The organism is Vibrio sp. MMH1-50, from assembly GCF_022347645.1.
GTDB lineage: Bacteria > Pseudomonadota > Gammaproteobacteria > Enterobacterales > Vibrionaceae > Vibrio > Vibrio harveyi.
Genome location: NZ_JAKRGG010000010.1, coordinates 13,210 through 37,590 on the forward strand (window position 1 = coordinate 13,210; position 24,381 = coordinate 37,590).

Annotated in this window: 24 protein-coding genes and 1 pseudogene; 8 read left to right on the top strand and 17 right to left on the bottom strand. The window is 44.4% G+C overall.

Annotated elements, in window-relative coordinates:
• Positions 1-67: 67 nt before the first annotated feature.
• A complete protein-coding gene (locus tag MHO32_RS09840) occupies positions 68-1,321 on the bottom strand; it encodes a leucine-rich repeat-containing protein kinase family protein (RefSeq protein WP_172458557.1) in 1,254 nt (417 codons plus the stop codon).
• Positions 1,322-1,554: 233 nt separating this feature from the next.
• On the opposite strand from MHO32_RS09840, the gene MHO32_RS09845 reads away from it, so the two are divergent.
• A complete protein-coding gene (locus MHO32_RS09845) occupies positions 1,555-2,451 on the top strand; it encodes a 1-aminocyclopropane-1-carboxylate deaminase/D-cysteine desulfhydrase (RefSeq protein WP_005444968.1) in 897 nt (298 codons plus the stop codon).
• A gap of 11 nt (positions 2,452-2,462) precedes the next feature.
• On the opposite strand, the gene MHO32_RS09850 is transcribed toward MHO32_RS09845, so the two are convergent.
• Together MHO32_RS09850 and MHO32_RS09855 are read right to left on the bottom strand one after the other, a co-directional pair.
• Positions 2,463-3,005, bottom strand: a complete 543-nt coding sequence (locus tag MHO32_RS09850) for an isochorismatase family protein (protein WP_009698436.1) — start codon at positions 3,003-3,005, stop codon at positions 2,463-2,465.
• A 211-nt stretch (positions 3,006-3,216) separates the two neighbouring features.
• The gene (locus MHO32_RS09855; RefSeq protein WP_239211520.1) at positions 3,217-4,077 is read right to left on the bottom strand and encodes a LysR family transcriptional regulator; all 861 of its coding nucleotides are present in this window, start codon (positions 4,075-4,077) and stop codon (positions 3,217-3,219) included.
• A gap of 114 nt (positions 4,078-4,191) precedes the next feature.
• Between MHO32_RS09855 and MHO32_RS09860 the strand changes: the two genes are divergently transcribed.
• A complete protein-coding gene (locus MHO32_RS09860; protein WP_047516502.1) occupies positions 4,192-5,256 on the top strand; it encodes an HlyD family secretion protein in 1,065 nt (354 codons plus the stop codon).
• 9 nt (positions 5,257-5,265) lie between these two features.
• On the top strand, positions 5,266-6,285 hold the full coding sequence (locus MHO32_RS09865; protein WP_005444960.1) for a DUF2955 domain-containing protein: 1,020 nt from the start codon (positions 5,266-5,268) through the stop codon (positions 6,283-6,285).
• 95 nt (positions 6,286-6,380) lie between these two features.
• On the opposite strand, the gene MHO32_RS09870 is transcribed toward MHO32_RS09865, so the two are convergent.
• Together MHO32_RS09870 and MHO32_RS09875 are read right to left on the bottom strand one after the other, a co-directional pair.
• On the bottom strand, positions 6,381-6,854 hold the full coding sequence (locus tag MHO32_RS09870) for a MarR family winged helix-turn-helix transcriptional regulator (RefSeq protein WP_029790916.1): 474 nt from the start codon (positions 6,852-6,854) through the stop codon (positions 6,381-6,383).
• A 41-nt stretch (positions 6,855-6,895) separates the two neighbouring features.
• Positions 6,896-7,087 carry a hypothetical protein gene (locus tag MHO32_RS09875; protein ID WP_005444950.1) on the bottom strand — a complete coding sequence of 64 codons (192 nt, stop codon included), beginning with the start codon at positions 7,085-7,087 and terminating at the stop codon, positions 6,896-6,898.
• Positions 7,088-7,264: 177 nt separating this feature from the next.
• On the opposite strand from MHO32_RS09875, the gene MHO32_RS09880 reads away from it, so the two are divergent.
• Positions 7,265-8,158, top strand: a complete 894-nt coding sequence (locus tag MHO32_RS09880; RefSeq protein WP_045489511.1) for a DMT family transporter — start codon at positions 7,265-7,267, stop codon at positions 8,156-8,158.
• Between the two features lie 87 nt (positions 8,159-8,245).
• Here the strand turns inward: MHO32_RS09880 and MHO32_RS09885 are convergent, their stop codons facing one another.
• Together MHO32_RS09885 and MHO32_RS09890 are read right to left on the bottom strand one after the other, a co-directional pair.
• Positions 8,246-9,274, bottom strand: a complete 1,029-nt coding sequence (locus MHO32_RS09885; protein ID WP_005444948.1) for a methionine synthase — start codon at positions 9,272-9,274, stop codon at positions 8,246-8,248.
• Positions 9,275-9,302: 28 nt separating this feature from the next.
• Positions 9,303-10,277, bottom strand: coding sequence for a DUF1852 domain-containing protein (locus MHO32_RS09890; protein WP_005444946.1), 975 nt, complete (start codon positions 10,275-10,277; stop codon positions 9,303-9,305).
• A gap of 377 nt (positions 10,278-10,654) precedes the next feature.
• Between MHO32_RS09890 and ati1 the strand changes: the two genes are divergently transcribed.
• On the top strand, positions 10,655-11,104 hold the full coding sequence (gene ati1, locus MHO32_RS09895; protein ID WP_005444944.1) for an Ati1 family type III secretion system chaperone: 450 nt from the start codon (positions 10,655-10,657) through the stop codon (positions 11,102-11,104).
• A 42-nt stretch (positions 11,105-11,146) separates the two neighbouring features.
• Positions 11,147-12,634, top strand: coding sequence for a T3SS effector inositol phosphatase Ati2 (ati2, locus tag MHO32_RS09900; protein ID WP_005444942.1), 1,488 nt, complete (start codon positions 11,147-11,149; stop codon positions 12,632-12,634).
• 151 nt (positions 12,635-12,785) lie between these two features.
• On the opposite strand, the gene MHO32_RS09905 is transcribed toward ati2, so the two are convergent.
• The 8 genes and pseudogenes from MHO32_RS09905 to MHO32_RS09940 all read right to left on the bottom strand — a co-directional run.
• On the bottom strand, positions 12,786-14,057 hold the full coding sequence (locus MHO32_RS09905; protein WP_239211522.1) for a hypothetical protein: 1,272 nt from the start codon (positions 14,055-14,057) through the stop codon (positions 12,786-12,788).
• A 228-nt stretch (positions 14,058-14,285) separates the two neighbouring features.
• A complete protein-coding gene (locus MHO32_RS09910) occupies positions 14,286-16,052 on the bottom strand; it encodes a hypothetical protein (RefSeq protein WP_239211524.1) in 1,767 nt (588 codons plus the stop codon).
• Between the two features lie 252 nt (positions 16,053-16,304).
• Positions 16,305-16,997 (bottom strand): ABC transporter ATP-binding protein, encoded by a 693-nt coding sequence (locus tag MHO32_RS09915; protein WP_050907089.1) that lies wholly within the window; start codon positions 16,995-16,997, stop codon positions 16,305-16,307.
• Between the two features lie 19 nt (positions 16,998-17,016).
• Positions 17,017-18,300: an ABC transporter permease gene (locus MHO32_RS09920; RefSeq protein WP_239211526.1), complete on the bottom strand. Its 1,284-nt coding sequence runs from the start codon at positions 18,298-18,300 to the stop codon at positions 17,017-17,019.
• A gap of 2 nt (positions 18,301-18,302) precedes the next feature.
• A complete protein-coding gene (locus tag MHO32_RS09925) occupies positions 18,303-19,517 on the bottom strand; it encodes an ABC transporter permease (protein ID WP_009699986.1) in 1,215 nt (404 codons plus the stop codon).
• Positions 19,514-20,785: a TolC family protein gene (locus MHO32_RS09930; RefSeq protein ID WP_239211528.1), complete on the bottom strand. Its 1,272-nt coding sequence runs from the start codon at positions 20,783-20,785 to the stop codon at positions 19,514-19,516. The genes MHO32_RS09925 and MHO32_RS09930 overlap by 4 nt, the downstream gene beginning before the upstream one ends.
• Positions 20,778-21,914 carry an efflux RND transporter periplasmic adaptor subunit gene (locus MHO32_RS09935; RefSeq protein ID WP_005444921.1) on the bottom strand — a complete coding sequence of 379 codons (1,137 nt, stop codon included), beginning with the start codon at positions 21,912-21,914 and terminating at the stop codon, positions 20,778-20,780. Before MHO32_RS09935 ends, MHO32_RS09930 begins: the two co-directional genes overlap by 8 nt.
• Positions 21,915-22,083: 169 nt before the next feature.
• Positions 22,084-22,335: pseudogene (locus tag MHO32_RS09940) on the bottom strand (hypothetical protein); the annotation flags it as partial.
• 126 nt (positions 22,336-22,461) lie between these two features.
• Between MHO32_RS09940 and MHO32_RS09945 the strand changes: the two are divergent.
• Both MHO32_RS09945 and MHO32_RS09950 read left to right on the top strand, forming a co-directional pair.
• Positions 22,462-23,001, top strand: a complete 540-nt coding sequence (locus MHO32_RS09945; RefSeq protein WP_239211530.1) for a TetR/AcrR family transcriptional regulator — start codon at positions 22,462-22,464, stop codon at positions 22,999-23,001.
• 109 nt (positions 23,002-23,110) lie between these two features.
• Positions 23,111-23,620 carry a GNAT family N-acetyltransferase gene (locus MHO32_RS09950; RefSeq protein ID WP_239211555.1) on the top strand — a complete coding sequence of 170 codons (510 nt, stop codon included), beginning with the start codon at positions 23,111-23,113 and terminating at the stop codon, positions 23,618-23,620.
• A gap of 60 nt (positions 23,621-23,680) precedes the next feature.
• On the opposite strand, the gene MHO32_RS09955 is transcribed toward MHO32_RS09950, so the two are convergent.
• Together MHO32_RS09955 and MHO32_RS09960 are read right to left on the bottom strand one after the other, a co-directional pair.
• A complete protein-coding gene (locus MHO32_RS09955; protein WP_005444913.1) occupies positions 23,681-24,004 on the bottom strand; it encodes a helix-turn-helix domain-containing protein in 324 nt (107 codons plus the stop codon).
• A 4-nt stretch (positions 24,005-24,008) separates the two neighbouring features.
• Entirely contained in the window at positions 24,009-24,377 is a 369-nt protein-coding gene (locus tag MHO32_RS09960; protein ID WP_009698451.1) for a hypothetical protein, read from the bottom strand.
• Between the last annotated feature and the right edge of the window lie 4 nt (positions 24,378-24,381).

A 24,381-nucleotide genomic window follows, 5' to 3' on the forward strand; every position in this document is an offset into this window, starting at 1 on the left:
GACTTTGCACTATCGTCTGATGACGACTCCTGTGCGTCGATGCCTTTCGACTCCAAGCGTTGTAGAGTTAGGCGTTGTATAGCGATGCCGCTAGCGTACTCAATCGCTGATGCTTCTCAGAGCCCACCTCAGACGCGTCACCGACAGAAAGTAAATCTTCGATAAAGCACGCCAATGCCCTCGCCTCGATTGCTCTGATGGCTGCTTGCTGCTCGCCCGATAAATATCCGTAAATGCTCGCCGCGCCAAAGTCACCAAAAATCATCTGCCCTTGCGCGTTAACCAATGTGTTGTGAGCGTATAGATCACCATGACACACCTTGTTGTCATGCAGATGATTAAACACATCTACCATCTGCTCTACAATCAGTTCAATTTGAGTCATCGTCAACTTGAACCCTTCTGGGAAGGTGTCTCTAGTACAAGTTTCAAGAGTTGGTGGCAAACCCAAGTTGTAGTAGCTGTTTGGTATCAGCTCCATCACTAGAGCAAGCTCAGTACCGTCATCCACTTGCGCGATAGATTTGACCAAGTTGTCATGATGACCAGCTTGTAAGCATGCTTCAAGTTCATCATGAGGGAAACCATCACTGGTGACCTCGCCCTTGAACACTTTCACCGCCACTTCACTCGGGAAGTCATATTGAGCGTCAGTCCAGTTCGCGTGAGAAATCACACCACTCGCACCTTGACCAAGAACATGGTTAAGCGAGTAACTGCTTGTGGTCACTTTAGGCACACTGTCTAGCGAAGATGGATGCTTGCAGAATGGGTTACCTGCGAAAGCCAACCACGCCAATTTAGGCAGCTTCATCAATACATCCGGGAAGTACTCTAACTGGTTCGCAGATAAACGAATCAATTCCAAGTTGACCAAGTTTTCCATGCTGTTTGGCAGTTGCTTGATGCGATTGCCCGCCAGAGCAAGCTTTCTTAGGCGCGACCTTTCACCCAGACTGTTTGGAAGAACTTCAATCTCATTGTCTGTCAGGATCAGCCAGCGTAACTGAGTTGGTAGTGACGCTTCACTTACCTCTTTAATTTTGTTGGTTTTAAACCCAACCATCTCTAGGCTTGGAAGCTTTCCCAACACCTCTGGTAAGTGCGTGAACAGGTTGTTCGAAGCAAAAATGATTTTTAGCTTGGTAAGCTTTTCTAATTCTTGTGGTAATTCAGACAGTGCATTGCCAGATAAATCTAATACTTCAAGCGTGTCTGCAAGCTCTAAAATTTCCATAGGAAACTCTGTCAGCCCTTCCGCCAACTTTAGTTGTTTAATTCCTACTAATTGTCCTGTTTTTAATTGTTCTAGAGTCTGCAAAACCAAGCCTTCTGATTGAATAGAAATAAGCGGCGTAGTTTACGTGGCTTGAGGCAGAAAGGCGAGCCATGGAATATCGTCTTATTAAAGAAACCCATTGTGCTTATGATAGAGCATCAGGAATAACCGAATCTGATGCTCTGAAACCCAGACTTTTTATCTGGGTTTAATGGCGTTACACTACGCGCCCTTTTTAACGGCAAGGTCGCGTGGTTGGACACGTCAGCAGTAGCATGAAACTCTCTGAAAGCCCGATAACTCAACATAACTTTAATGGTCACACGTTTTTTCTTAAGCGTGATGACATGCTGCATTCTCACTTTTCTGGGAACAAAGCACGTAAATTTATGGCGTTGATGGAAACACAGAACAGCGATACCAAAACGCTCATCAGCTACGGCTCAGCTCAATCCAATGCGATGTATTCTCTTGCCGCTCTGGCGCAAATCAAAGGCTGGAACTTCGAGTTCTATGTTCAACATATTCCGTCTTGGCTTAAAGACTCCCCTATCGGCAACTATCGAGGTGCGCTTGATTTAGGTATGAGCATCACCGCGATGCAAGACCTTGGTTCAACACTGCATCCAACCGAATACATCGAGCAAGTACGAGGCTTGGACGATACGACCTTGGTCGTCCCGGAAGGTGGTAAAGCGAAGATTGCCGAAGCTGGGGTAAAACAACTAGCGAGAGAGCTGCTTGATTGGACACGCCTTGAAGGCAGAAAACAGTTTGTAGTGGCGTTACCATCGGGAACCGGAACCACCGCACTGTACTTAAGTAAACACTTAAAACCTCATGGAATCGAGGTCGTGACCTGTGCTTGTGTGGGTGATGCGCACTACCTCACTGAGCAATTCAACACGCTAGAAACCGAAAATCACCCCACTATTCTCTCAGTACGCGATAAACATCATTTCGGTCGTTTATATCAAAGCGATTACGAGACGTGGAATGCGCTCTACGATCAAACCAACCTAGAATTCGATCTACTGTATGACCCTTACATGTGGCAATGCCTACAGCCGTGGTTGGCAGAGAATGAAGATAAAACGTTGATTTATATCCACCAAGGTGGGTTACTTGGCAACGAATCGATGTTGCCAAGGTATCAACGAGAATTTGAATAAACGAAGTAGCGTTACTTAATAAGCGCTAGGATAGATTTGAACTCTGGCGCTCTGCAATCTTCTACCATTTCATACAAGCACATCTCTACGCTCGTCAGGCCGACTCCGTTTGCGGTTAACTTTGCTAGTGCCAGTGCTTTGTTTGCCGCTGTTCGCGAAGAGACACAATCGGTCACAAGCTCCACTTTGAAGCCCATTTGACGCAGCGATACCGCCGTTTGATATACGCAAATATGCGCTTCGATACCACAAACTAACCACGTATCAACATTGGCGTTTTCTACTGCAAGTTTGAATGTTGGTTCTTTCACACCATCAAAAGTGTACTTTGCGATCGGCAAGTGCGCCTTATCCAACACCTCCCGGATCGGTTCTACTGTTGGTCCCAAACGTTCCGGATTTTGCTCAAGCCAAACAATCGGTAAATTCAGAGCTTTCGCGCCTTTGACTAATTTGGTGGTGCTTTCAATCAAGGCTTCACTTTCGTGCATCAAGGTTGCGAGTTTACCTTGTACATCGACAACAATAAGACCAGTTGTATTTTTCGATAGCATTCTTATCTCCTCTGCGGGCTTGAAGCGCCTTTCTTTGTTGCTCCAAGCTTTCGAACATAATCAATGTATACCCAAGTAACCTCGAAATGCTAGGTTCAGCGAGAATGACTTGGTTTGTAGACGCGGCGGCGATTTAAAGATCTAGTCATTCTAAATCAAGAATCAGTATCTCCGCCGTCAAGCAAAGTGACAAAGTGACTGTCTGCTCACGCTATTTGAATTTTTCTCTAAACAAATCAATCAATGCCTTTACCTTATTGGGTAAGAACAAATTAGAAGGATAAATCAGTGTCAAATGCTGCTTAGGATGGGTAAATTCCGGCAAAACCTCGACCAGCTTACCGTCCTCCAGCGCTGGCTTTGAATGCACCTGTGGAATAAAGGCGATGCCATTACCAGCAATCGCCATTAGACGTAGCAAATTTAAATCGTCCGATCTCACAGCGACATGAAGTTCAGGGTCTAACAAATCGGCGTTGTAGCGATTTGTTAGCAAACGGTGATGCTTTAAATCTTCCATACTTTGCAGCGGTGGATGCGCTGCAAGGTAAGCTTGAGATGCAACGAAGTGGCTACGATATGGCAACAAGCTGAATTGAACGTAACTGTCATCAGACACTTTGGCCACACTCGGTAGGAGTTGTAGATCGAACGCTTGGCGCTTGAGATCCACACTCTCTTGATGGTTTTCAATCTCAACCGACATCTCAGGATAACGCGTGGTGTACTCGTTTATAATCCAGTTAAATGCTGCCGAGCTCATCAAGGCGGATGGAATCGCGACACGCACTTTCCCCGTCAACTCTTGTTGATATTCATGCATGACATTCAAGCCTTGCTGAATATGTTCTATCGGTTGCCCAACCAATTCAAACAAACGCTTACCATGTTCGGTTAACTCTATCGTTCGTGTTGTACGGATCAATAATGGGCAGCCTAAGGCTTTCTCTAATTCCTGCAAGCGACGGCTTACTTTTGAGCGCTGCAATTGATTTGCCTGCGCTGCCGCGCTAATGCCACCGTGCACCACGGTTTGGCTAAACAAGTGAAGATCATCAAAGCTTACGTTCATTGTCCTACTTTTAGGTCGCTCATGCACTTATTGCCATTCTACTGAACTGTGACCAACTTCTCTATAATCCTTTGTCTTATTTGCTTGTTAGCCCCATAAATTCAGGTATCAGTTATGACAGCGGATCATAAATTCAAACACTGGATGCGAACACTTATTGTCCTGTTCATTGTACTATTTTTCTACATTATTATTGCCGACCGCCACGCTCCCATCACCACCGAAGGTCGAGTGCAGGGCTATGTGGTGCAAGTTGCACCTGAAGTCTCAGGAAAAGTCACCGACGTACTGATTGAAAATAACCAGTCAGTCCACCAAGGTGATGTCCTATTCAAGATTGACGATAGAAAATACAAGATTGCTCTAGAGCAAGCCAAACTGTCTCTACAATCGGCATATGAAAAAGAAGCGACCCTTTACTCTCAACGTGAAGCTGCGCAAGCAAACATTGCGCGCGCCGAAGCGACTTATAACAACGCTCATCGTGAGTACACACGATTACAAAAGCTATCTAAACAAAAGGTGATTTCACAGTCCACGCTAGACAACGCTTACGCGCAAAACCAAGTCTCTCGCGCGGCACTTAAAGCCGAGCAACAAAACCTGAAAGTGATTGAAGCGCAACTGGGGGATAAAAAAGGGCAAAGCACTGCGGTACGTATTGCCCAAAATGGCATTGAAAAAGCCCAGCTCGATCTTGCCAATACGGCAGTCATGGCGCCAAGCGACGGCGTTGTAACGAACCTACAGTTAGAAGTAGGTACCATGGCAAACACCAATATGCCAATGCTGACATTTGTCCCAACTGGTTCTATGTGGGTTGCAGCAGATTTTCGAGAAAAATCCGTCGCAGGAGTTGATAAAAACTATCACGCAATGGTGGCGTTCGATGCCAATCCAGGCTCAGTATACGATTTCGATTTATCCAGTCGTGATTATGGTGTTGCTGCGGCACAACAAACGCCGAACGGTGCACTGACCAAAGTAGAAGTAAACAATCGTTGGGTACGTGATGCGCAGCGCACTCGCGTTAATTTGACCAGCCAAGAGGCGCTTCCTTCATCGTTATTCGTCGGTTCACGTGCCACCATTGTGCTTTACCCAGACAACAGTCCATTCTGGAAACTGATGGCACAAGCACAGATCCACCTCGCAAGCTGGTTCCACTTTATCTATTAGGTGGCAGTGATGAAGACACTACGTATTTGGTTTGGCTGCTCAATGGGATTGGCATTGAGCATGATCTTTGGTTGGTCTTACGGCTTTTTTGCCATCATGCTGCCATTGTTCGTTCTTGGACGCATGGACCACTTCAGCTTACCCTTAGTTTTGATGGTCTTCTTCTCCGCAATTTGGACCACAGTACAGGCGACCTTTATTCTTGAATACCTTCAGTTTCATCCCTTACTAATGTTTGCTGCGGTGGGCATTATGATGTTGTTTAAGTGCGTTGCAATGATGAACCCAAAGACGTATTTATTTGGCTACATGGGGTTATTGGTTGGCTCGATTGTTCTGAACTTTGCTAGCTACGATTTCATGGATATTGAAGAGTTCAACGTCAATCTTTGGGTGATCTCTTTCAGTAACATCTTCGTTTGTGCTCTCGCTTATTGGTTATTCCCAGAGCCAGAGTCGAAGATCTTGCAAACAGAAATGACCACGCCAGTAAAAAGCGATATCGACTACATCAGCCAAGTTGCTATGGGTTGGGTGGTAGCAATGGCGGCATTTTTGGTGTTCCAAATAGGTGATTTGTACGACTCGCTTTCGGCGCAGGCTTCGATCCTCATCATCCTAACGCCAATGACACTGGCGGGCTCAATGGCCATGGCGAAAATCCGTATCATCGGTACAGCGCTAGGTTGTATCGCGGGTATGGCGGTGCAGTTAATCTTGGGCAGTTGGTTTGGCTACGGTCTGTTGTTTTGGCTGGCGTTTACTATTGCAATGGGACCTTTCTGCTTATGGCTAACGAAAGGTCAGGTCAAAGCAGCTATCGCCTTCTCGGCAATGTCAGCGTTATCTGTACCACTCACCACTTCCTTAGTGCCTGAACAGAAAGACGCATTCTTCTCCATCTTGTACCGTTTTAGTTCGATATTCGTAGCAGTGCTGCTGACCGCAATGGTGATGTGGGTAGTACACCACTGGATTCGCGTGATGTTATTGAAGCATCCTGAGGTGAAGAACGTGGAATTGAATTAAGCCTTGTCTGAGGCGGAAAACGAAGTATGCCGCTCACTTTACTGTGAGCGGCATTCGAGCTTTATATCCCGTAATGCTTAACTAAGGTTACGCGCTTAAGCCTGAAGTGAGCTCATCAAACTCAATAGCGATTGTCGCTGTTCATTGGGAAGTGCTGCAAATAACGTTGCCATTTCACCAAAAAACTCGGGTCCCATTGCGGCAACCAGCGCTAGCCCTTGTTTTGACAACGATATTTTAACTGAGCGCTTATCAACTAAATCATGTTTTCGGACGACAAGCTCTTTTGCTTCTAAGCGCTCCAATCGGTTTGATAGTGCGCCTGAAGATGGCAATAATGTCTGCTCTTTGAGTGCTTTTGCCGTCAGCTCATAAGGCTCGCCAGAACGGTATAATGTCGCTAAAACATCAAACTCCGACGGGTTTAGTCCATGCTTCTTGCAAAAGTGGCTTCTGGTGTCAGAAAGTGAAGTACCAAACCGAACAAACAATGTCACAAGTTCAATAACATTTCCGTCCAACTCTTGGTTTATCGATAGCCACTGTTCTGCAACTTGCTTGCTCGTCATGCTCAAAATAATGAATCCGTGTAATAACGCTCTATACCATTCTACTCTTGCTGCTTATCACCACTGTGCCATACACGGCGATGCTGCTTTTTAAAAACAAGCTTTGCATCGAAGTAGAGAACTTCAAGAATAAGACCGAACGTAAATAGTACCATTACTGAAATTGCGAAAACATCTACGAAAAAGCCTATTAGGGTTTTAATCACTGCTTTTACCAAATCCAACACCTTCATCACCTCTTATTTCACTCATGCTTTTACTCCTTTCTCTTGCCTGACGTCCGCATGATCTGATTTTAGATTCAGCAGATCAGAGAAAAGATCAATTAAGGTGACTTTAACCTCATTTTATGTTTAAGTAAATTATGTTTATTTAAACATAATTTACTTAAAACTGGATCGAGGCAACGCATGAAAATCATCTTGGCAATCTTAGCGCCCTTACTTTGGGGAACGACTTACGCCGTCGTTTCATCAGAGTTTGTGGGTTGGTCACCTTTTGCACTAGCAGTATGGAGAGCCCTACCTGCTGGCTTCATCCTATTGATTTTAAAGCCAACTATGCCCAAGTTATCAGAGCTCCCTGCTCTACTTTTAATTGGCTTCCTTAATATTGCGTTGTTTTTTGGTTTGTTATTCGCTGCAGCACTGCGACTGCCTAGCACTTTGGTTGGAGTAGGCATGATCGCTTTGCCTGTTGTGAGCTTGGCAATCATGGGGATCGCGCATCAAATCAAACCCTCCATGATCCAATTGATGTCGGCAATGGTGCTATTGGCGTGTTCCGCTTATCTATTCTTAACCAGCCGCGCACCCATCAGCCTATCAGCGGTATTACTCTTGGTTGGTGCCATGAGTGCATTGATTGCAGGAAGTGTTGTTGCTAAACACGTGATGAAGAAAATCCATTGGTGGAAGTTACTGACATGGAAGCTCATCTTTGGCGGCATCATTTTATTGCCTCTCGCCTATTGGGACGTTTTTTCGGGGGGAATCATCACGGTTCCTTTATTGCCAGAGAACTTAGAACAATGGCTGGCGATGGGTTGGATTGTCATCGGGTTAACCTCAGTGGCCTACGGAGCTTATGTCTATACCATCCCTTTAATTACCACTAATGAGCTCAGCTTCTTTGGCACCTTTAACCCGATTCTGGCGATGATCTTAGGCGTCACGCTCATGGGAGATTCCCTGACTCACGTACAGATTGGTGTGATGACATTAATGGTCGTCTGCAACTTGATCGCCCAGTTCTTTGAATACAGGAAGAAGCTCCCTACTGAGCAGGAAGTAATCAATTATTAACCTCTGGTGTCGTTAACATTGTGCGTAAAGAAAAAACCAAGCACTCAGTCTTGGTTTTCTCTGTATCCTTAACTATCGATACAAAAATTAATCAGCAATCTCGTTACGGATGATTTGCGCCCCTAAACTCAGTGCATTCAGCTTTGCAGTTGAAACTTCACGAGGTAAAGGTGCCATGCCACAGTTAGTACAAGGATAGAGTTTATCGGCATCGACATACTTAAGTGCTTCTCGTAGTGTATTTGCTACTTCTTCTGGCGTTTCAATCTCGTTGGTTGCCACATCAATTGCACCAACCATCACTTTCTTGCCACGGATCAGTTCAAGTAGTTCGATAGGCACGCGCGAGTTGTGACACTCAAGCGAGATAATATCGATGTTTGATTTTTGCAGTTTTGGGAACACTTCTTCGTACTGTCGCCATTCAGTGCCTAAAGTTTTCTTCCAATCCGTGTTAGCTTTGATGCCGTAGCCATAACAAATATGCACTGCCGTTTCGCATTTTAGTCCTTCGATAGCGCGCTCTAAGCAAGCAATACCCCAGTCATTCACGTCATCAAAAAAGACGTTAAATGCCGGCTCATCAAATTGGATAATGTCGACACCTGCCGCCTCAAGCTCTTTTGCTTCTTGATTAAGGATCTTGGCAAACTCCCATGCCAATTTTTCACGGCTTCCATAGTGAGCGTCGTAAAGCGTATCGATCATCGTCATTGGTCCCGGCAGCGCCCATTTGATCGGTTGTTTGGTTTGCTGGCGCAAGAACTTCGCATCTTCCACAAACACGGGTTTGGTTCGGCTTACTGGACCTACAACCGTCGGCACGCTCGCATCATAGCGGTTACGGATAGTCACAGTTTTTCGGTTCTCAAAGTCTACGCCACTAAGGTGTTCAATAAATGTCGTCACAAAGTGTTGGCGAGTTTGCTCTCCGTCACTAACAATATCGACGCCTGCTAATTCTTGCTCTTGTAAAGAGACACGCAGCGCATCGCGTTTACCATCAATGAGTTCCTCGCCTTGCAGTTTCCATGGTGACCAAAGCGTTTCAGGCTCTGCAAGCCAAGATGGCTTAGGTAAGCTGCCTGCTGTTGAAGTCGGTAATAGTGTTTTCATCGTCATTCCCTTTCAAATTCTAAATTGATTACGCGTAAGCGGCAGACCATTGCTCAAGGATTGATTGATAAGGTTTAATGAAATGCTCCTCAGCAAATTTCCCTTGTTCAATTGCAAGCTGGCTGCGCTCTTCGCGGTCATAAACGATTTGGGTCAACGAGTGATCGAGGTTCTTCAAGTTTGGCTGGTAACACTGCCCTGCTACCGCGTTCGCATTGTAAATCTCTGGTCGATAAATCTTTTGGAACGTCTCCATGGTACTGATGGTACTGATCAGCTCTAGGTTCGAATAGTCATTCAAAAGGTCACCGAAGAAGTAGAACGCCAACGGCGCGACACTGTTTGGCGGCATAAAGTAGCGCACTTGCAAGCCCATCTTTTTGAAGTACTGCTCGGTTAGTGATGATTCATTTGGCTGGTATTCAAAACCTAGAACCGGATGCTGGTTTTCCGTGCGGCGGTACACTTTATTGTCCGATACACTCAAGCAAATCACTGGCGGCTTCTGGAAATGTTGTTGGTACGATTCTGATTTCACAAAGGCTTTAAACAGCTTGCCATGCAGTTCACCAAAACCTGCTGGGATACTGAATTTCGGCTGGTCTTTATTGTGGTCCAACAGTAAAACACTAAAGTCATAGTCACGCACATAAGAAGAGAAGTTGTTGCCCACAATCCCCTCGATACGTTCGTTGGTTTTGCGGTCAACAATGTTGGTTTTAAGCACTTCGATGGAAGGGAATGCTTCACCACTGCCTTGGATATCCATATCAACCGAGATGATTTCTAATTCCACACAATAGCGATCGCCAGTCGGGTTATCCCAATGTGCCAATGCATTAAAGCGGTTGTCGATCATTCGTAGTGCATTACGTAGGTTGTCTTGACGACTGCTTCCACGAGCCAAGTTTGCAAAGTTAGTGGTGATACGAGTGCTGTCTGACGGTTGGTAGTTCTCATCAAAACGAATGCTTTTGATAGCAAAGGTGAAATCGTTATTCATGGTGACTTGGTATCCTATTTCCTTAGATAAACGCTGACTGATTACTCGCTCTGTTCTTGGGGATGGTTTTGTTTTTTGATTATCCCAATCGTCAGTTTGTGCAGCGTTCTACCTTGAAGGATTCGGACTAAAAACAGCTGTACAGTGCCTGACACCAGAGCAGTCTGTTTTTATACTTGCTTCATTGCGTGAAGAACATTGGTATTACTTCACGTTGAACATGAAAGAAATTCATGGCTTAGACAAAACCACCCAACAAAGCGAATGAAAGTAATTATAAAAACTTACGTCCATACTTAATATCTTGCGATTCCCTCATCTTTATAATTCTTCTCATTCAAATAAGAACCATCAGAAAAATACAGAGAAGGAACACAATGGATATTTATCAAGAAAGTATCAGCTTTTTAGGTAACGGCGCGGATTTTGATGAAAACGGATTATTTCAGTGCGAGTTATCATCGGATACGAATAACCATGATGACGCACTTTTCTTAACCGTATTTAAGAACGAAGCCACCATTAACTTACACATGTCTCTCACCAGCCCTGTGGAGTTACCAACCCCTCTTCCAGAAAAGATTGCCATCGCGATTGGCGAACACGCACTTGAACCTTTCCGTGGTGGTTTTGGTATCGGTCTAATGCCTGATAGCCGAAGATTAACTATCTACAAGGTTATTTCTCTCTCAAACAAACCTCAAGATTATGTGCAGAACACTTTTCAGCAACTGTTAGAAAGAATGGAGCAATGGCACCATTTTATTGAGCAAGCGGATAACGCAGAGACAATCCCAGAAACACTTCCTGCTGGGATCTTTATTTAATCTCTACTGCGAATTCCCCTATTTAAAATACGAGTTTAATGTATGTCTACAATTCAAATTAATAGCCAGCATCGAGGTAATTTAGACCTCGCAGATATTCAAAATATCAAAACTAACGCCAAAGAAGGCGATACCGTTAAATTTGGTTCTGTATTTGGTAAAGAGTACAGCGTAACTAAAAATAGCGATGGTGACGTTACTCTAAAACAAAAAGAGAATCGCAGTTTTTTTAATCGTTTCTTTAGTAAAGCCGATTCTTCAAAAAACGGTGATTTAAAGCTAAATCAGATGAATCAGCAACTGCATAAAAAAGAAGGCAGCGGCAACGTTAAGGTCTTAACTTTGACCTATAACCAAGCAAACCAAAAGATGCCGGAAGACACAAAGAACTACTTCCAGAACCTGATTCAAAAAGGCGACTATGATGTAGTCTTGTTTGCGGAACAAGAGTCTAAATTGCTTGCTAACGATCTTGAGCTTGATGGTATGAACCTTCTGAGTCAAAACAAAATGAAAGTTATGACGAAAGGTCTTGGTGAAGGTGTTAGCTACACGTCAATGTCTGTTTTTGCAAAAGACGGCGTCGATATTAACGTCAAAAAAGAGTCTGAATACCGTCACGGTATCGGTGGTCGAAACATGGAATTCTTCATGGGTATCACTGGTAACAAGGGTGGCGTAAAAACGGCTTTGGAGATCAATGGTCAAGCCTTAAACGTCATTTCTGCACACTTGGACTCTAACAAAGAAGTCAAACGTGAATTCGAAGGTAACAAGTTGATGGAGGGGATCAAACCGAACGAAGAGGTTCTGATCACTGGTGACCTAAATGAGCGTGAAAAGCGTATCGCTGAAGGTTCTGACGTAATGTACGATCCTGTCGCACACGATGATACGCACCTTGCCAAGCACGGTTTTAAGTTCAAACCACTTAATAGCCACACCTACATGCAACTTGATAAGCACACTGGCAACATTAAACAGAAAGAAGGTCGCGACCGTCCTGACTTCGGTGAGCTCGATAATACCGGCTTAACCAACAAAACAGGCAACTTACAAAACCATGAAACCAGTGTTATCACTGAAGGTTTTGAGAATATCAGCGACCATAAGCCAGTACAGTCTACTTTTGAAGTAAGAGGCTTTTCTCAAAAGCTGATTGAAAACGCACAAACACATACAGCAGCAGACTTCAAAAATGAAGCAGCGTACTTAAAGCCTGGTACTGATCCGGCAAAAGCGACGTTTGAAGATGTGACCTCAGCGAACCAAGCTCGTCTTGGTTTAGAAAACTTGAGTAGTGATGAACAAGCGTTTGTAAAAGAGAACTTCGCTAGCTTTATCATCGGCAAAGATGCCATCTTTAGCCAGCTAACAAGTGGCTTTATGGAAGAGATGGGGCAGCTTCACACAGCTAACCTGACCACAGGTCAACTACAGACTCAACAAATTGCATTGAGCGAGAAATACGAACAGCTAAGTGACAAAGTAAACGCTCAGTTTAACCAGCAGTTCGTTGCTAACCTTTAAGACAGACGCAACCAGAATACCTATTTGTGAATCTATCTAGCTGAATAGGAATGATGAATACAAAAGGTGATCGTAAGGTCACCTTTTTGCGTTTTAGGACAGAGCCAATCCCGCCTCCCACTTCCCCGCAAGACCGATTAACTGCGGCTTTCTACGGTTGAACCGGATCGAGCAATAGTGATTCACGAATCTGCTTTTCTTTGAAACTCGATAAGACAAACATCATCAGATAACCAAGACACAAAGCGACAATGATGGCGACGACATTGTGGGTAAATGCGGATATCACGTAGAACATAACAACTAAGGTCACGATACCTGACAAGCGAATAAACAAGCTGGTTTTGAAATAACCATTCGCTTTGATATACGCAAGTTGATAAGCGTTGAGCATCATGAAAATAAAGAAGATAGAAAAATGAAACAGCACTGGTACTGCACCCATATATTCCGGCGGGAAAAGCCCAGCGACAATGTTTGAACCAAACAGCAGCATCGTCGTGAAGAAAACAGCGCTGACAATAAACGACAGTTTAAACACCCAACGTCGTATCAACTGAATCTCTTGGTATTCCCCGTTACGGATTTTGACCGACAGCTCTGGCAATACGAACCGGTAGATAGGGAAAACAAACAACATGGTCATATACGTAAATACTGGGCGAACTACCACCTGAAAGTCCCCCAGCTCATCGACACTAAAGTAACGAATCGTCAGTAACACCGCGATGTAGATCATCAGAATGCTGGCACCCGCCTCAAGCGTAGCTGTAAAACTCTTCTTCACATAACCAAACATGTCCGGATCTAAACGTACCGGTTTAATTGGGAGAGTAGAAATCACTTTGCGGCGGCTGATGTACATGTACAAAGCGGTAATGAGTGAAGAAATGGTCAACCCATAAAACAATGCCGTTAGTGCGCTGTATCCAGCAACATAATAGGCGAACAAAAACAGAAGAACATTGAGTGAAGGGTCAAGCCAAGTCGTACGGTTAGTAATATCGTACAGGCGGTACATCGCGACGAGGTTCGTAAAGTACAGTTTAAGTCCAAGACCAAAGATTATCCCGACTAACTGAAGATACTCCACTCCGATACTAAGGCTGTGTTTGATATAGGGAATCACACCTCCCCAAGTAATCAAAACAACCAAAATCAGAGTGAATCGAAAGATATTGATAATATCCGTGTCATTCTGAGTTTGAGAATAAGTAACGACCATAGAAGATCGAAACCCAGTCATTAGGATCATAGAAAGCGAGATGATGTCAACCACACTGTGAAATAGGGCTAGGTCGGTTTTCGGCACCCAAGCAGCAAGCCAGATTTTGAATGTAAATCCGATGCCTATACTGACTAAGGTCGCCCATATTCCAGAAAGAAACGTATTCTTTACTTTGGTCACTGATTCTGACTGCATTCCAGATACTGATGTCCATTTAACTGAGATCTTTCATGTTATTGAAAGTAATTCTCATTTACAAGCAAGTTTTATATGACCAAACAAAGGTTGCAGAAATACGACCTACTTAACTTCTCAACCGTAGAAAGCCCTTCAAACAAAGGGCTGAACAGAAAACATTCGATCCATATACCTAAACCAATCTCACTGAATCCTGCGCCTTGAGGTCACTTGGGTATATATCAATCACACATTACTGCGGATTCTTTCTTTGGCAAAAGTATAAGCGCATGCCAACTTGATTGATGTCCAGCCGTGAGATTGACCCCCACTGAATTTGACCCGTAATCTCACTTGATCCCCACCATGAGACCAAGACAAGGTGTTTTGAATTAAAGAAGGAGTGTCTCGATGCACCTGAACTTTGGTAATCGAAAAGTCATGTTCTAGCACTGCATACTTGTTGTCCGCATAATAGACCACAACCACCAGCGCACTACCCAACAACGCTTTAGTGCCTTTAATGAGCTTTTGTGGCTCATTTTCTACCGCGTTAGCGAGCTGTTTACCAATATTGCCCGAGAGACATTCCAACGTCCTACTTCGTCCTGCATCATCATTAATGAACGTTTCTTTAAGCACCTCAAGCGTGCCGTTGAGCTCTTCTTGTCTGAGGTCGAAATAAGTGTTCCCCAAAATTTGCCCAATACCCGGGTTTTTACAGTTAATGGTATTGGTCGCCTTAGCAATTGCCTTCAGAGAGATAGGTTCCGTTACGTACTTATCTCCTACTCGTAGCACTAACTCAATATCGGCAGTGTTGAGGCGGTTGTCCAAATACGCATCAGGCACTAGCTCGATAGAATCGATCTTAAAGTCACCATGCTTTTCTTTCAAAAACGCGCTTAAACCATCCACTGCACCAACAGAAGTCGCTCGTATCCCTTCGAACTCTGTAGCAGTAATATCCGGTGCATATTTCGCGAACATCTCAATAAACGCATGATTATCAAGCTGGATGACATTTGGGTTTACCTTGAGAAGCTGAGCATAAAAAATAGCTTCGGAGCACTTGCCGATTGCGTTGGAATTCGCTTTCCCACCTTCAGGTTTATGTGTAACAGACAAAGCATCGTTAAACTGCTGCAAAGATCGCGCATTGTCCTGAGCGATCTTATTCTCAGCTTTAGGTGTTGCGTAGCTGGTCGCTAGCTTGATCGCAGAGTCAGGACCACTTTCAAACTTAAATCGGATCAACAGCGTAATATTGTCGGCAGTAATGCCAACGGAATTCGAGCCAACCTTGGATATGCTGACGTTTTTTATCTCGTGAACATCAATTTTAAATTCTTTAACACCCTTTAGCCTTTCGCCATCATACTGAGTAATAACATTGAAGGAGTCAGTCATAAATAAGGAGTTAAATGCCTTTTCGATGGTTTCAGAGGCTTGGTTATATTCATCCAGAAACAAGCCAAAGCATTTCTCTCTCAGCTCATAAAGAAGCTTACTGCGAAACTCTTCAAGTTCTTGCGTGAACTTAGGACAAGACTCTTTTAGTAAACGCTTCAATTCACGTTCTGTCGCCTCATTAGACACATCACCCACTATGCGATTAGCACTATCGAGTAAAAACTGACGGTAAACCTTAGCAAAGTAATCATTGAATTCACTCTGAAGGGAAGCTGATCCAAAGTATTTTGCAATAAAGCTTTTTGCTCCTAAATTCTTTGGCTGTATCACTCTTTTAGGCCTTATTTTGAACAGGTTGACACAAACAACGTCTCCATTAGCTAGATGCAAGGTTAGATCAGGCGCGACATTTGAGTTGTCAGCCTCAAATTTGTTCTGGACTTGAGAGATGTTACTTTGCTGCTCAATGATAAATCGCGCAGTCCCCGAAGCAATCCCATCAGCTTTCGGAAGCGTTTTCGCCTGTAAATAGTGCTGGATTTCAGAAGTAACCGCTTGAACGTGGAGATCTCCACTTTTTCTTGGCGTTGGGTTTGGCATAAGTTTATCCGCTATGAATGTCATATCACGCTAGCATGAAACGTAGATTCGACAATGGCACATTAGCGCAATCTCAGCAACTAGAAGAGTTTAACTAACAGATTGATAAGCTTATTTAAAAACCTAGCTCACGCTTTTTTTCGCTCAATATTCAATAAAAAAGCGCATCTCAGACAAACATCCAAGTGCGCTTTCATCAACAACAGTTAAGTATCAACGCTTAAGCGAACGATAGACACCTAAGGACAATCTCTAATCCGGTTTGCGGTCTGAAATCACCTTACCATCTTTAATCGTAATGATGCGTTTAGTACGCTCTGCCAAAGCGTTGTCGTGTGTGACGATGATGAGGGTTCGACCTTCTGCATGAAGTTGGTTGAACAAGGCTTCAATCTCTGCACCTGATTTGGAATCCAAAGCACCAGTTGGTTCATCGGCAAGGATAATTTGCGGGTCATTAACCAAAGCTCGTGCAATCGCAACCCTTTGTTTTTGACCACCTGAAAGCTGGTTCGGCTTGTGATCGAGTCGATCCCCTAGTCCCACTTGTTCTAATAATTTTGCGGCACGTTGGCGACGCTCTTTAGCTTTGATACCCGAATACACAAGCGGTAATGCGACATTATCTAGAGCCGTTGCGTATTCAAGCAAATTAAAGCTCTGAAACACAAAACCAATCTTTTGATTGCGAATCCCTGCTAGAGCATTAGCAGTTAAGCTTGCAACATTTTGACCACCCAAAACGTATTCACCATCCGTCGGTTTATCCAGGCAACCAAGCATATTCATCAGCGTCGATTTGCCAGAGCCAGATGGTCCAAGAATAGAAAGAAATTCTCCTTGGTTGATGGTTAAGTCAACGCCGTCTAGTGCACGTACTTCGACCTCACCACTCGCGTAGTACTTACAAATATTAGTCAGCTCGACAAGCGGCTTGTTCACCATGCTTTCTCCAGAATTATTATTATTCACTTTGTAGTGCCTCCAGCGGACTCACTTTGGCTGCCCGATTGGCAGGTAACCAAGCTGACGCGACGCCGATAAACACCAAGGTAGAGATCACTATCGCAACCACAGTCCACGAAAGTTCTGGAACCGGTTTACCGAGATCCTCATAGAAGACATTCCCTTCTAGATTGATGGCACTGATTGCGGAAATGAGACTGTAGGTAACACCGAGCCCCAACGCGCCTCCCATCATCATGGTCATTAACGATTGAACTAAGTAATGCAGACGGATCGCCGTTGGCGTTGCCCCTACCGCCATACGAACTCCAATATCTCGGGTAGAGCGTTTAACAGTCGCGTACATCACGTTCGCGATCCCAACACCAGCCACAGCTAGCGTGACAAAACCAATAATGCCGAGAAAGCTTTGCAAACCAATCAGGAACTGCTGCATGCTCTTTTGTTGCATGAACATATCTTCCACTTGTACGACTTGTTCATCACTGACACTGGCTCCATGTTTACGCGCAATCACTTGGCGAATGGTTTCAGCCAACCTCTTGCGGTCGGTCTCCGATTTTGGCTCAACATTAATACCACCAATATCACCATTTGCATGAAAGCGTTGCCAAGTCGCAAGCGGAACAAAGCTCGAATAATTGATGTCATCGCCTTGCTCAACGCGTCCACTGTTTTTGGCAAGTACCCCGACCACGGTAAACTCTTCGCTACCAATTTTAACCTTTTTACCAACCGGATCGGCTTGCAAGGTAACAGCGGCAAACCAGTTAAAATCATCAACTGGGTTGAACAAATCCGCAGCTAATGAATAACCGAGCACAACCACTTTGCGCATCTGTTTTTGATCAAGTGGATTCAACCATCGCCCGCCGGGTAAAGGCTTCAGATTAGTCATTGATGCGTAATCCGTTGGAACCGCGAGCGGCTTTTGCCATGATCCTCGGTTTCCTGCCGTGATGTTTTCATTCCATTTCGCGCTGGATGCTACACTGGCTACTTCAGGTAATGCCTTGATGACTTTAGCGTCATCTATCTTAAGCGTAAGAAATTTACCTTGATGAAAAGCGCCATGATCAACCGTCGCAATCCCCCCAGTCAGATAGATCAGATTACCATTGCCATTTTGCGCCGTTTTCAGCACGCCCTGTCGAATCCCCTCACCAACAGCCAGCATGGCAGCGATACAAAGCGTTGCCCACGCCACCGCCAAAATCGTTAAGCCTAAACGCAACTTTTCTGCTGACATCTCTTGGAAGATTTGTCTCATTGGTAACAGCATGATTATGCCCTCGCACTCAAAGCAATTACTGGTGTGAGACGAGAGGCTCGTCTTGCAGGAAAGTATGACGCCATCAGTGCCAAAATCAGCGTGACTAAGAGTGACCATACAATAGAGCCGAGTGTTATCACCGGTATACCAACCCATTCAGGAAGGGTGATTGAGCTAAGTAAGGTCACAATACTATAAGCAAACATCAGCCCAACTCCGGTTCCAACAGCAACAAGAATGAGCCCTTCTAAAATAAACTGATTCAGTATCGATTTTTGAGTAGCGCCTATCGCCAAGCGAACCCCAATCTCTCTTGTTCTCTCAGTCACCGACAGAAACATAATATTGGCAACACCAAGTGCACCAACAGCCATGGTCATAGCACCACTTGCGCCCAAGAACACCTGAATGCCACGGAAGATCCCCTTAATCAATGAGGCTCCTTCACTAAAATCTGGCATATCAATCGCATCTCTATCGTTAGGATCAAAATGAAGCAATTTCGCATAAAAGTCAGCAACGTTTTTCCTAAATGAATAGGCATCCATACCCGCGGCAGGCTTCATCAACAACATCCATGGCTTGGTGTTCCACAGATCTCGATAGGTCGTTTGAGGGATGAAGACGGTACGGTTATCACCAAAAGAAATACCAGAGTCCTCATTTTTGAGTACGCCAATCACCAGAAAAGGAATGCCATTAACTTTCACCGTATTACCAGTGGTAAGTGCACCCATCTTCGCGATTTGCTCACCTAATACTGCGACGCGTGTGTGATTGTGGATATCACTCGGTGAGATATGGCGCGAGCCAGTTTCAAACTTGCTTTGCATTAGTGAAAAATACGTCGAATCTATGCCACTCACATTACTCGATAAACGTTGTCCTTTTTCATTGGTAACGCTGCCATCCCACTTGGCATACACACTGGAAACATCTTCGACAAAACCCGCGCTCTTGATCATCTCAACTTGCTCTTGTGAAATACTGATTTGACGCCTAGCCGGTAAGCCTTGCCAAGCCTTACTTGTGCTTGAGGGAAATGCCACTTGGACGTTGTTCATCAAAAAAGAAAGCTGTTGAGTTTGATGACGATAGAAACCCTCTCCCAACGCAATCAACACCACCACTGAAATGACACCCCAAGCAATAGCAATGATCGCCAACGCACTTTTCATACGATGCGCCATCAAAGTTTGCCAGGTTTGCTGCAATAGATTGGTCATGAGTTAAAAGCTCGAGAAATCAACGCCATCGTGTCATCATCCAGCTTTCCTGCGGTTTGAAGCAAACCAATGCGCTGACGCCAATAGCTGTACAAGTTGGTTTTTAGGCTATTTTTGGCTTCAAACAAACTGTTGTGCGCACTGATCACCTCTGAGACTTCCAACAATCCTGCGTCGTAAAGCTTCTCTTTACTGCGTAAGACTTTCTCGCGAGAAAGCACAAGCTCGTTTGCCATCAGCACTTGGTTCCAGTTGATCTCGACCTGAGTAAACTGCTGGATAACGCGCTTATGAATATCGATTTCAACTTTACGCAAATCTTGTTTCGCACTGAGGATATTAAGTGACGCTTCATCAACTTTAGCGCGCGTTGCACCGTTGAGGTCAATTGGCACGCTCAAGGTGATGCCAGCGTTGAACTCACCGTCTTTGCGTCGATCATCATCGTTGTAACCAATGTCACCTTTCAACGTGGGGTAGTAACCACCTTTCGCTGAATCTTTGGCAAACTCACTGGCTTTGACATTTTGCGCAGCGACTAATAGCTCAGGACTGCTGTCTTTTGCCAGTTTCAACCATTGCTCTTGGGAGTTCACCAACATTGGTGGCTGGATGAGCGAATCAGTACGAATTTGATCGACATTTTGTGGCGTTTGGTTGATTAAAGCTGCCAGTGTCGCTCTTTTCACTTCTAAGTCAGCTTGAGCACTTAAAATACCCGCTTGTTCAGAAACCTGTGTCGCACGAATCTCTTCTACATCAACCGATTTCACTTTACCTGCACGATACCGCTTCTCGATTATTTTCAGTAACTTATTGCCTTCTTCTAGCTTAGATTGCGCCAGTTGCAAATCGCCTTGCGCACTCGCAACATCCAGGTAAGACGATAGGAGCCTTTGCGCCAATTCGTTATGTGATTGAGTCAACTCCAACTGCGCTTTAAGGTAGTTTGCATTTGCTCGGTCTAAGTCTGACCACAAACTGCTGTCCCAAATGGTTTGAGAGAGGGATGCCTCGTAGCGGTTGATATTGTCTGCTGACTCACTCCAGTTTGAAGACGCCGTGGCAGTCAAACCGGGCAAAAGTGAACTGCGACTCGCATCAACACCGACCTCGCCAAGTTGCACACCAATCTTAGCTTTTTCATAATTTGGGTCGTTTTGTTTTGCCTGTTGCCACGCTTGCTCGATAGAAATCGCATAGCTAGGTAAACTTAACGTGGCAGCTAATATCGCGCAGCCTAATTTGGACAAAGTTAACTTAGCCATGAGCGGCTCCCATCATCATGCTGTTGTCGATGATTTCTTCATTCAGTTCGACACCATCAAGCACTTCCACATTAATTCCATCTGATAGTCCGAGTTTGACTGGTTGTGAGTGGAAACCTTGTTCAGAAGTGTCTGGGATCAAAACGCTTGGTGTATCGCCATTAAACTGAAGCGCACGCTCTGGCAGTGTTAAAACATTTTCTGATTTCTTTAGCGTGATTTTTGCCGTCGACGAAAAACCCGAGCGCAAACGCACTTCTTTCGGAATACTTAGTTCGCCCACTTCAACGCCAAAGCCATTATCGAAACTTTTCGCGGATGCGTTTCCAGCAGGTGAGTTTAAGTTCTCAGACTGAATGGCCACTTTAGTCAGCACTCCAGAGATCTCAACATCTGGATAAGGAGCGACAGTGATCACAACTGGCATGCCCGGGGAAAGCTGAGCAGCATCATGTTCACTCACGCTGCCTTTGAAAATCAGGCTATTCATATCAGCCAGTGACATCATTGCCGTTGCTTCTTGGCTTGATTGTGTAGAAATAATCGGCTCACCGACTTCCACTTTACGGTTAAGAACAGTGCCATCAATCGGCGCATAAATGGTCGATGTCAAACGTGCATTCCCGATAGAGGCTTCGCCGCTACGAATCAACTCAAGGTTCTGACGTTTTTGCAATACATTCGCTTGAGCAGACTTAACCGCTGATCGCGCACTCACATACTCGTCATAGTTTTTAGGAATGATGTCCTGCTTGACCAAGCTCTCTAGGTTAGCAAGCTTTTGTTTGGCTGATTCAAGATCCGCTTCACTGCGCATCAAATCGGTAGACGCATCCGTCAGTGCTTGAGGTGTCGGGTTAGGACGCACCTTAATCAAGGGTTGCCCTTGCTTTACTTTTTCGCCGACGTTGACATAGATTTCACCAACGATACCGTCAATTTGTGACTTAATAGAAACCGAGTGCGCTGGAACAATATTACCAACAGCGACCGCTTGTTTTTCAATGGTTCCTTTTTCCACCGCTAGAGTTGGAAACGCTTCCGGCTGAGCCGAAGATTGCAGATAGTAATACGCACCGCCACCGAGCAGCGCAACGCTCACAGCAGAGACAAGCCAAGTTTTTGCCATCATTGATACCAGTTATTGTTGTGTAGTCTTGTGACCATCTCGTGAACACAAAGTTCTAGGATAATATCGGCTTTAATGTAGGATATTTGTCATATTTGGTATGGCTATGTAATCACTAAAAGACAATAGCCGGAGTGAATCGCTGAACTTGGCGTAAAATGATCATTGGTTAAATGTCAACACGGCGACCAGTTGGTAAATGCTCTAGACGATCACCAAGCACTTCTTTCAGTAAATGATACGCCTTCATCTCCGTACAGTGACCCGTGTAAAACTTCTCAACAGGATATTCTGACAAGACTTTACCTAATGCTTTGATGTCGTCTTTAGTACCACCAATACTATTAAATACGGGCAAGCCCACGAGATGAAAGCCACCCACTACCGCTTCGATTTTGCAGTTTGGAAATGACTCAATGCTTTTTACTTCACTTCGAAAGCACCAACACTGCTGTTTTGATCCTATTAAGACTTGACGGAAGATCAAAAAACACACTATCATTCGCAAAACTGACCAATTGGTCAGTCGGTATTTAGAGCGAGTACTATGGACAAAAGACAACAGATCATTGAAGTTGCAACGCAGTTATTTGCGGAACATGGTTTTGAGAAAACGCCCGTCTCCACCATTTGTGAGAAGGCTGAAATTTCAAAAGGCTTGGTGTTTCACCACTTCAAAAATAAAAACGAACTGTTAAGAGAAGTTTTTGTTCATATCACTCAGATTATCGAAGAAACAGATAAGAGTGATGAACACATATCAGAGAATGACGATCGCTTAGAAGCAATGATCCACTCGATCTTCGATGGTATGACCGTTCCTGAACACCGCAAGATTTATCAGTTCAATTTTAGTGTGATGGTTCACCCGACCACGAGAGCGATTGTTGTCGATCTGATAGACGAACGCTACCAAGGTTTACAGGTATCCACTGAAGAAGTTTTTCGCTCACTGGGGCACCCGACCCCTGTTGTCGTAACAAAAATGTTCATCGCGGAGATCGATGGTATTGCCATGAACTATTTACTCAATGAGGACTTCCCTATCGAAGAAATCAGGCAAGAGTTCATCAAAAAGTACTGCTAAACCAACCAAAAAATCATGCACATCTCGTTGCGTGATTTTTTTGATTAAACTAACTGACTGCACGGTCAGTCGGTTTAGTAAATTAAATATAAAAACTAAGGAGAAACCAATGAATACACCTTATCAAATTCAATACGAAGCGTTCGCGAAAGCCGGTGGGCTATATGATGAGAGACACGCCAAACTCTATGCAGAATTTGCCGACAATCTTATTGCAGATGGCAGCTTTTCAATCGTCTACGAAGGCGTAGCACACGCCTGCTATTCCCCTATCGTGATTGACGCAGCACCACACCTAAAATGCTATGTACTTGCACCACTTGCGGTACTACCTGAGTTCCAAGGCAAAGGTTATGCGACAAGATTGATGGAAGAAGCAGAAAAGCAGTTAAACGCTGACGTTATCTTTGTAATGGGCGATCCGATGCATTATGCGAATCGTTACAACACGACTCACAGCGTATTACTACCTGTACCGTCCAATGCGCCTTTAGATTGCTGGTTTGCACGAGAGTTAACAGCAGACGCGTTAACTGGGGTTGGTGAGTCCACTTCATCCATCAAGGGACCTTTTTCTGATCCATTGATGTGGAGTCATCCAGACGAGCAAGTCGTCTAATATCAACATCAATCTGTTATGCCCAGAGCACATTGCTTTGGGCATGCGGTGTAACCCAATCTATCTTAATAGGAGCATTGCAAGTGCACCGACCAATACACCGAATACAAACATTCCTACACTAATTAATATAAGGTTAGGAGAATAGCTAAAAGATGAAGGTTCGTTACTCCCATAGTTATCAGGTTTAGCATTGACCAAAAGTGCCGTGTATTCGGTATCAAATGCAGCCGCCAGAGAACGCCCCGTCTCCAAAGAAGCACTTCCGTGAAGCTCAACACGTTGTATGGTGCGTAAACTTAACCCACAGATATCGGCGAGTTGTTGTTGGGTCCATGCTTTGTGCTGCCTTAGGTGGCGAATTTTTGAGGTATCTAATTGCATCCATTCACCCTTTCCCACCAAAAAACACAGCGATAGTGACAAAACCAACAAGCAAACCACATGCAAAAGCAACACCAATGCCTTTGAGAATTTGGAGATGAGTTAGCCCAAATTCATACTCATCAATACTTCGATAACCCTTTTTTAGGAAGACCGTTATCATCCACTTACCGTTTAGGCAAATTTGGACTTCTAATTTCTCTCCTTCAATCTCAATCATATGACTGGATTTAAAGTACCAATTGGACTTTTGGGATACGAGTTCACCATCGACGTAAACCCACTCTTTGCCACTTAACATTGAGATTTGGACAGTAATGTCATGTCCTTTCCATTCAAAGTAGCTGGTTAAAATTGTTTTCCCTGTTTGCATCACA

Coding starts and splice junctions, on each gene's coding strand:
- MHO32_RS09845 (WP_005444968.1), top strand. CDS start 1,555: ATGAAACTCTCTGAAAGCCCGATAACTCAACATAACTTTAATGGTCAC.
- MHO32_RS09850 (WP_009698436.1), bottom strand. CDS start 3,005: ATGCTATCGAAAAATACAACTGGTCTTATTGTTGTCGATGTACAAGGT.
- MHO32_RS09855 (WP_239211520.1), bottom strand. CDS start 4,077: ATGAACGTAAGCTTTGATGATCTTCACTTGTTTAGCCAAACCGTGGTG.
- MHO32_RS09860 (WP_047516502.1), top strand. CDS start 4,192: ATGACAGCGGATCATAAATTCAAACACTGGATGCGAACACTTATTGTC.
- MHO32_RS09865 (WP_005444960.1), top strand. CDS start 5,266: ATGAAGACACTACGTATTTGGTTTGGCTGCTCAATGGGATTGGCATTG.
- MHO32_RS09870 (WP_029790916.1), bottom strand. CDS start 6,854: ATGACGAGCAAGCAAGTTGCAGAACAGTGGCTATCGATAAACCAAGAG.
- MHO32_RS09875 (WP_005444950.1), bottom strand. CDS start 7,087: ATGAAGGTGTTGGATTTGGTAAAAGCAGTGATTAAAACCCTAATAGGC.
- MHO32_RS09880 (WP_045489511.1), top strand. CDS start 7,265: ATGAAAATCATCTTGGCAATCTTAGCGCCCTTACTTTGGGGAACGACT.
- MHO32_RS09885 (WP_005444948.1), bottom strand. CDS start 9,274: ATGAAAACACTATTACCGACTTCAACAGCAGGCAGCTTACCTAAGCCA.
- MHO32_RS09890 (WP_005444946.1), bottom strand. CDS start 10,277: ATGAATAACGATTTCACCTTTGCTATCAAAAGCATTCGTTTTGATGAG.
- ati1 (WP_005444944.1), top strand. CDS start 10,655: ATGGATATTTATCAAGAAAGTATCAGCTTTTTAGGTAACGGCGCGGAT.
- ati2 (WP_005444942.1), top strand. CDS start 11,147: ATGTCTACAATTCAAATTAATAGCCAGCATCGAGGTAATTTAGACCTC.
- MHO32_RS09905 (WP_239211522.1), bottom strand. CDS start 14,057: ATGCAGTCAGAATCAGTGACCAAAGTAAAGAATACGTTTCTTTCTGGA.
- MHO32_RS09910 (WP_239211524.1), bottom strand. CDS start 16,052: ATGCCAAACCCAACGCCAAGAAAAAGTGGAGATCTCCACGTTCAAGCG.
- MHO32_RS09915 (WP_050907089.1), bottom strand. CDS start 16,997: ATGGTGAACAAGCCGCTTGTCGAGCTGACTAATATTTGTAAGTACTAC.
- MHO32_RS09920 (WP_239211526.1), bottom strand. CDS start 18,300: ATGCTGTTACCAATGAGACAAATCTTCCAAGAGATGTCAGCAGAAAAG.
- MHO32_RS09925 (WP_009699986.1), bottom strand. CDS start 19,517: ATGACCAATCTATTGCAGCAAACCTGGCAAACTTTGATGGCGCATCGT.
- MHO32_RS09930 (WP_239211528.1), bottom strand. CDS start 20,785: ATGGCTAAGTTAACTTTGTCCAAATTAGGCTGCGCGATATTAGCTGCC.
- MHO32_RS09935 (WP_005444921.1), bottom strand. CDS start 21,914: ATGGCAAAAACTTGGCTTGTCTCTGCTGTGAGCGTTGCGCTGCTCGGT.
- MHO32_RS09945 (WP_239211530.1), top strand. CDS start 22,462: ATGGACAAAAGACAACAGATCATTGAAGTTGCAACGCAGTTATTTGCG.
- MHO32_RS09950 (WP_239211555.1), top strand. CDS start 23,111: ATGAATACACCTTATCAAATTCAATACGAAGCGTTCGCGAAAGCCGGT.
- MHO32_RS09955 (WP_005444913.1), bottom strand. CDS start 24,004: ATGCAATTAGATACCTCAAAAATTCGCCACCTAAGGCAGCACAAAGCA.
- MHO32_RS09960 (WP_009698451.1), bottom strand. CDS start 24,377: ATGCAAACAGGGAAAACAATTTTAACCAGCTACTTTGAATGGAAAGGA.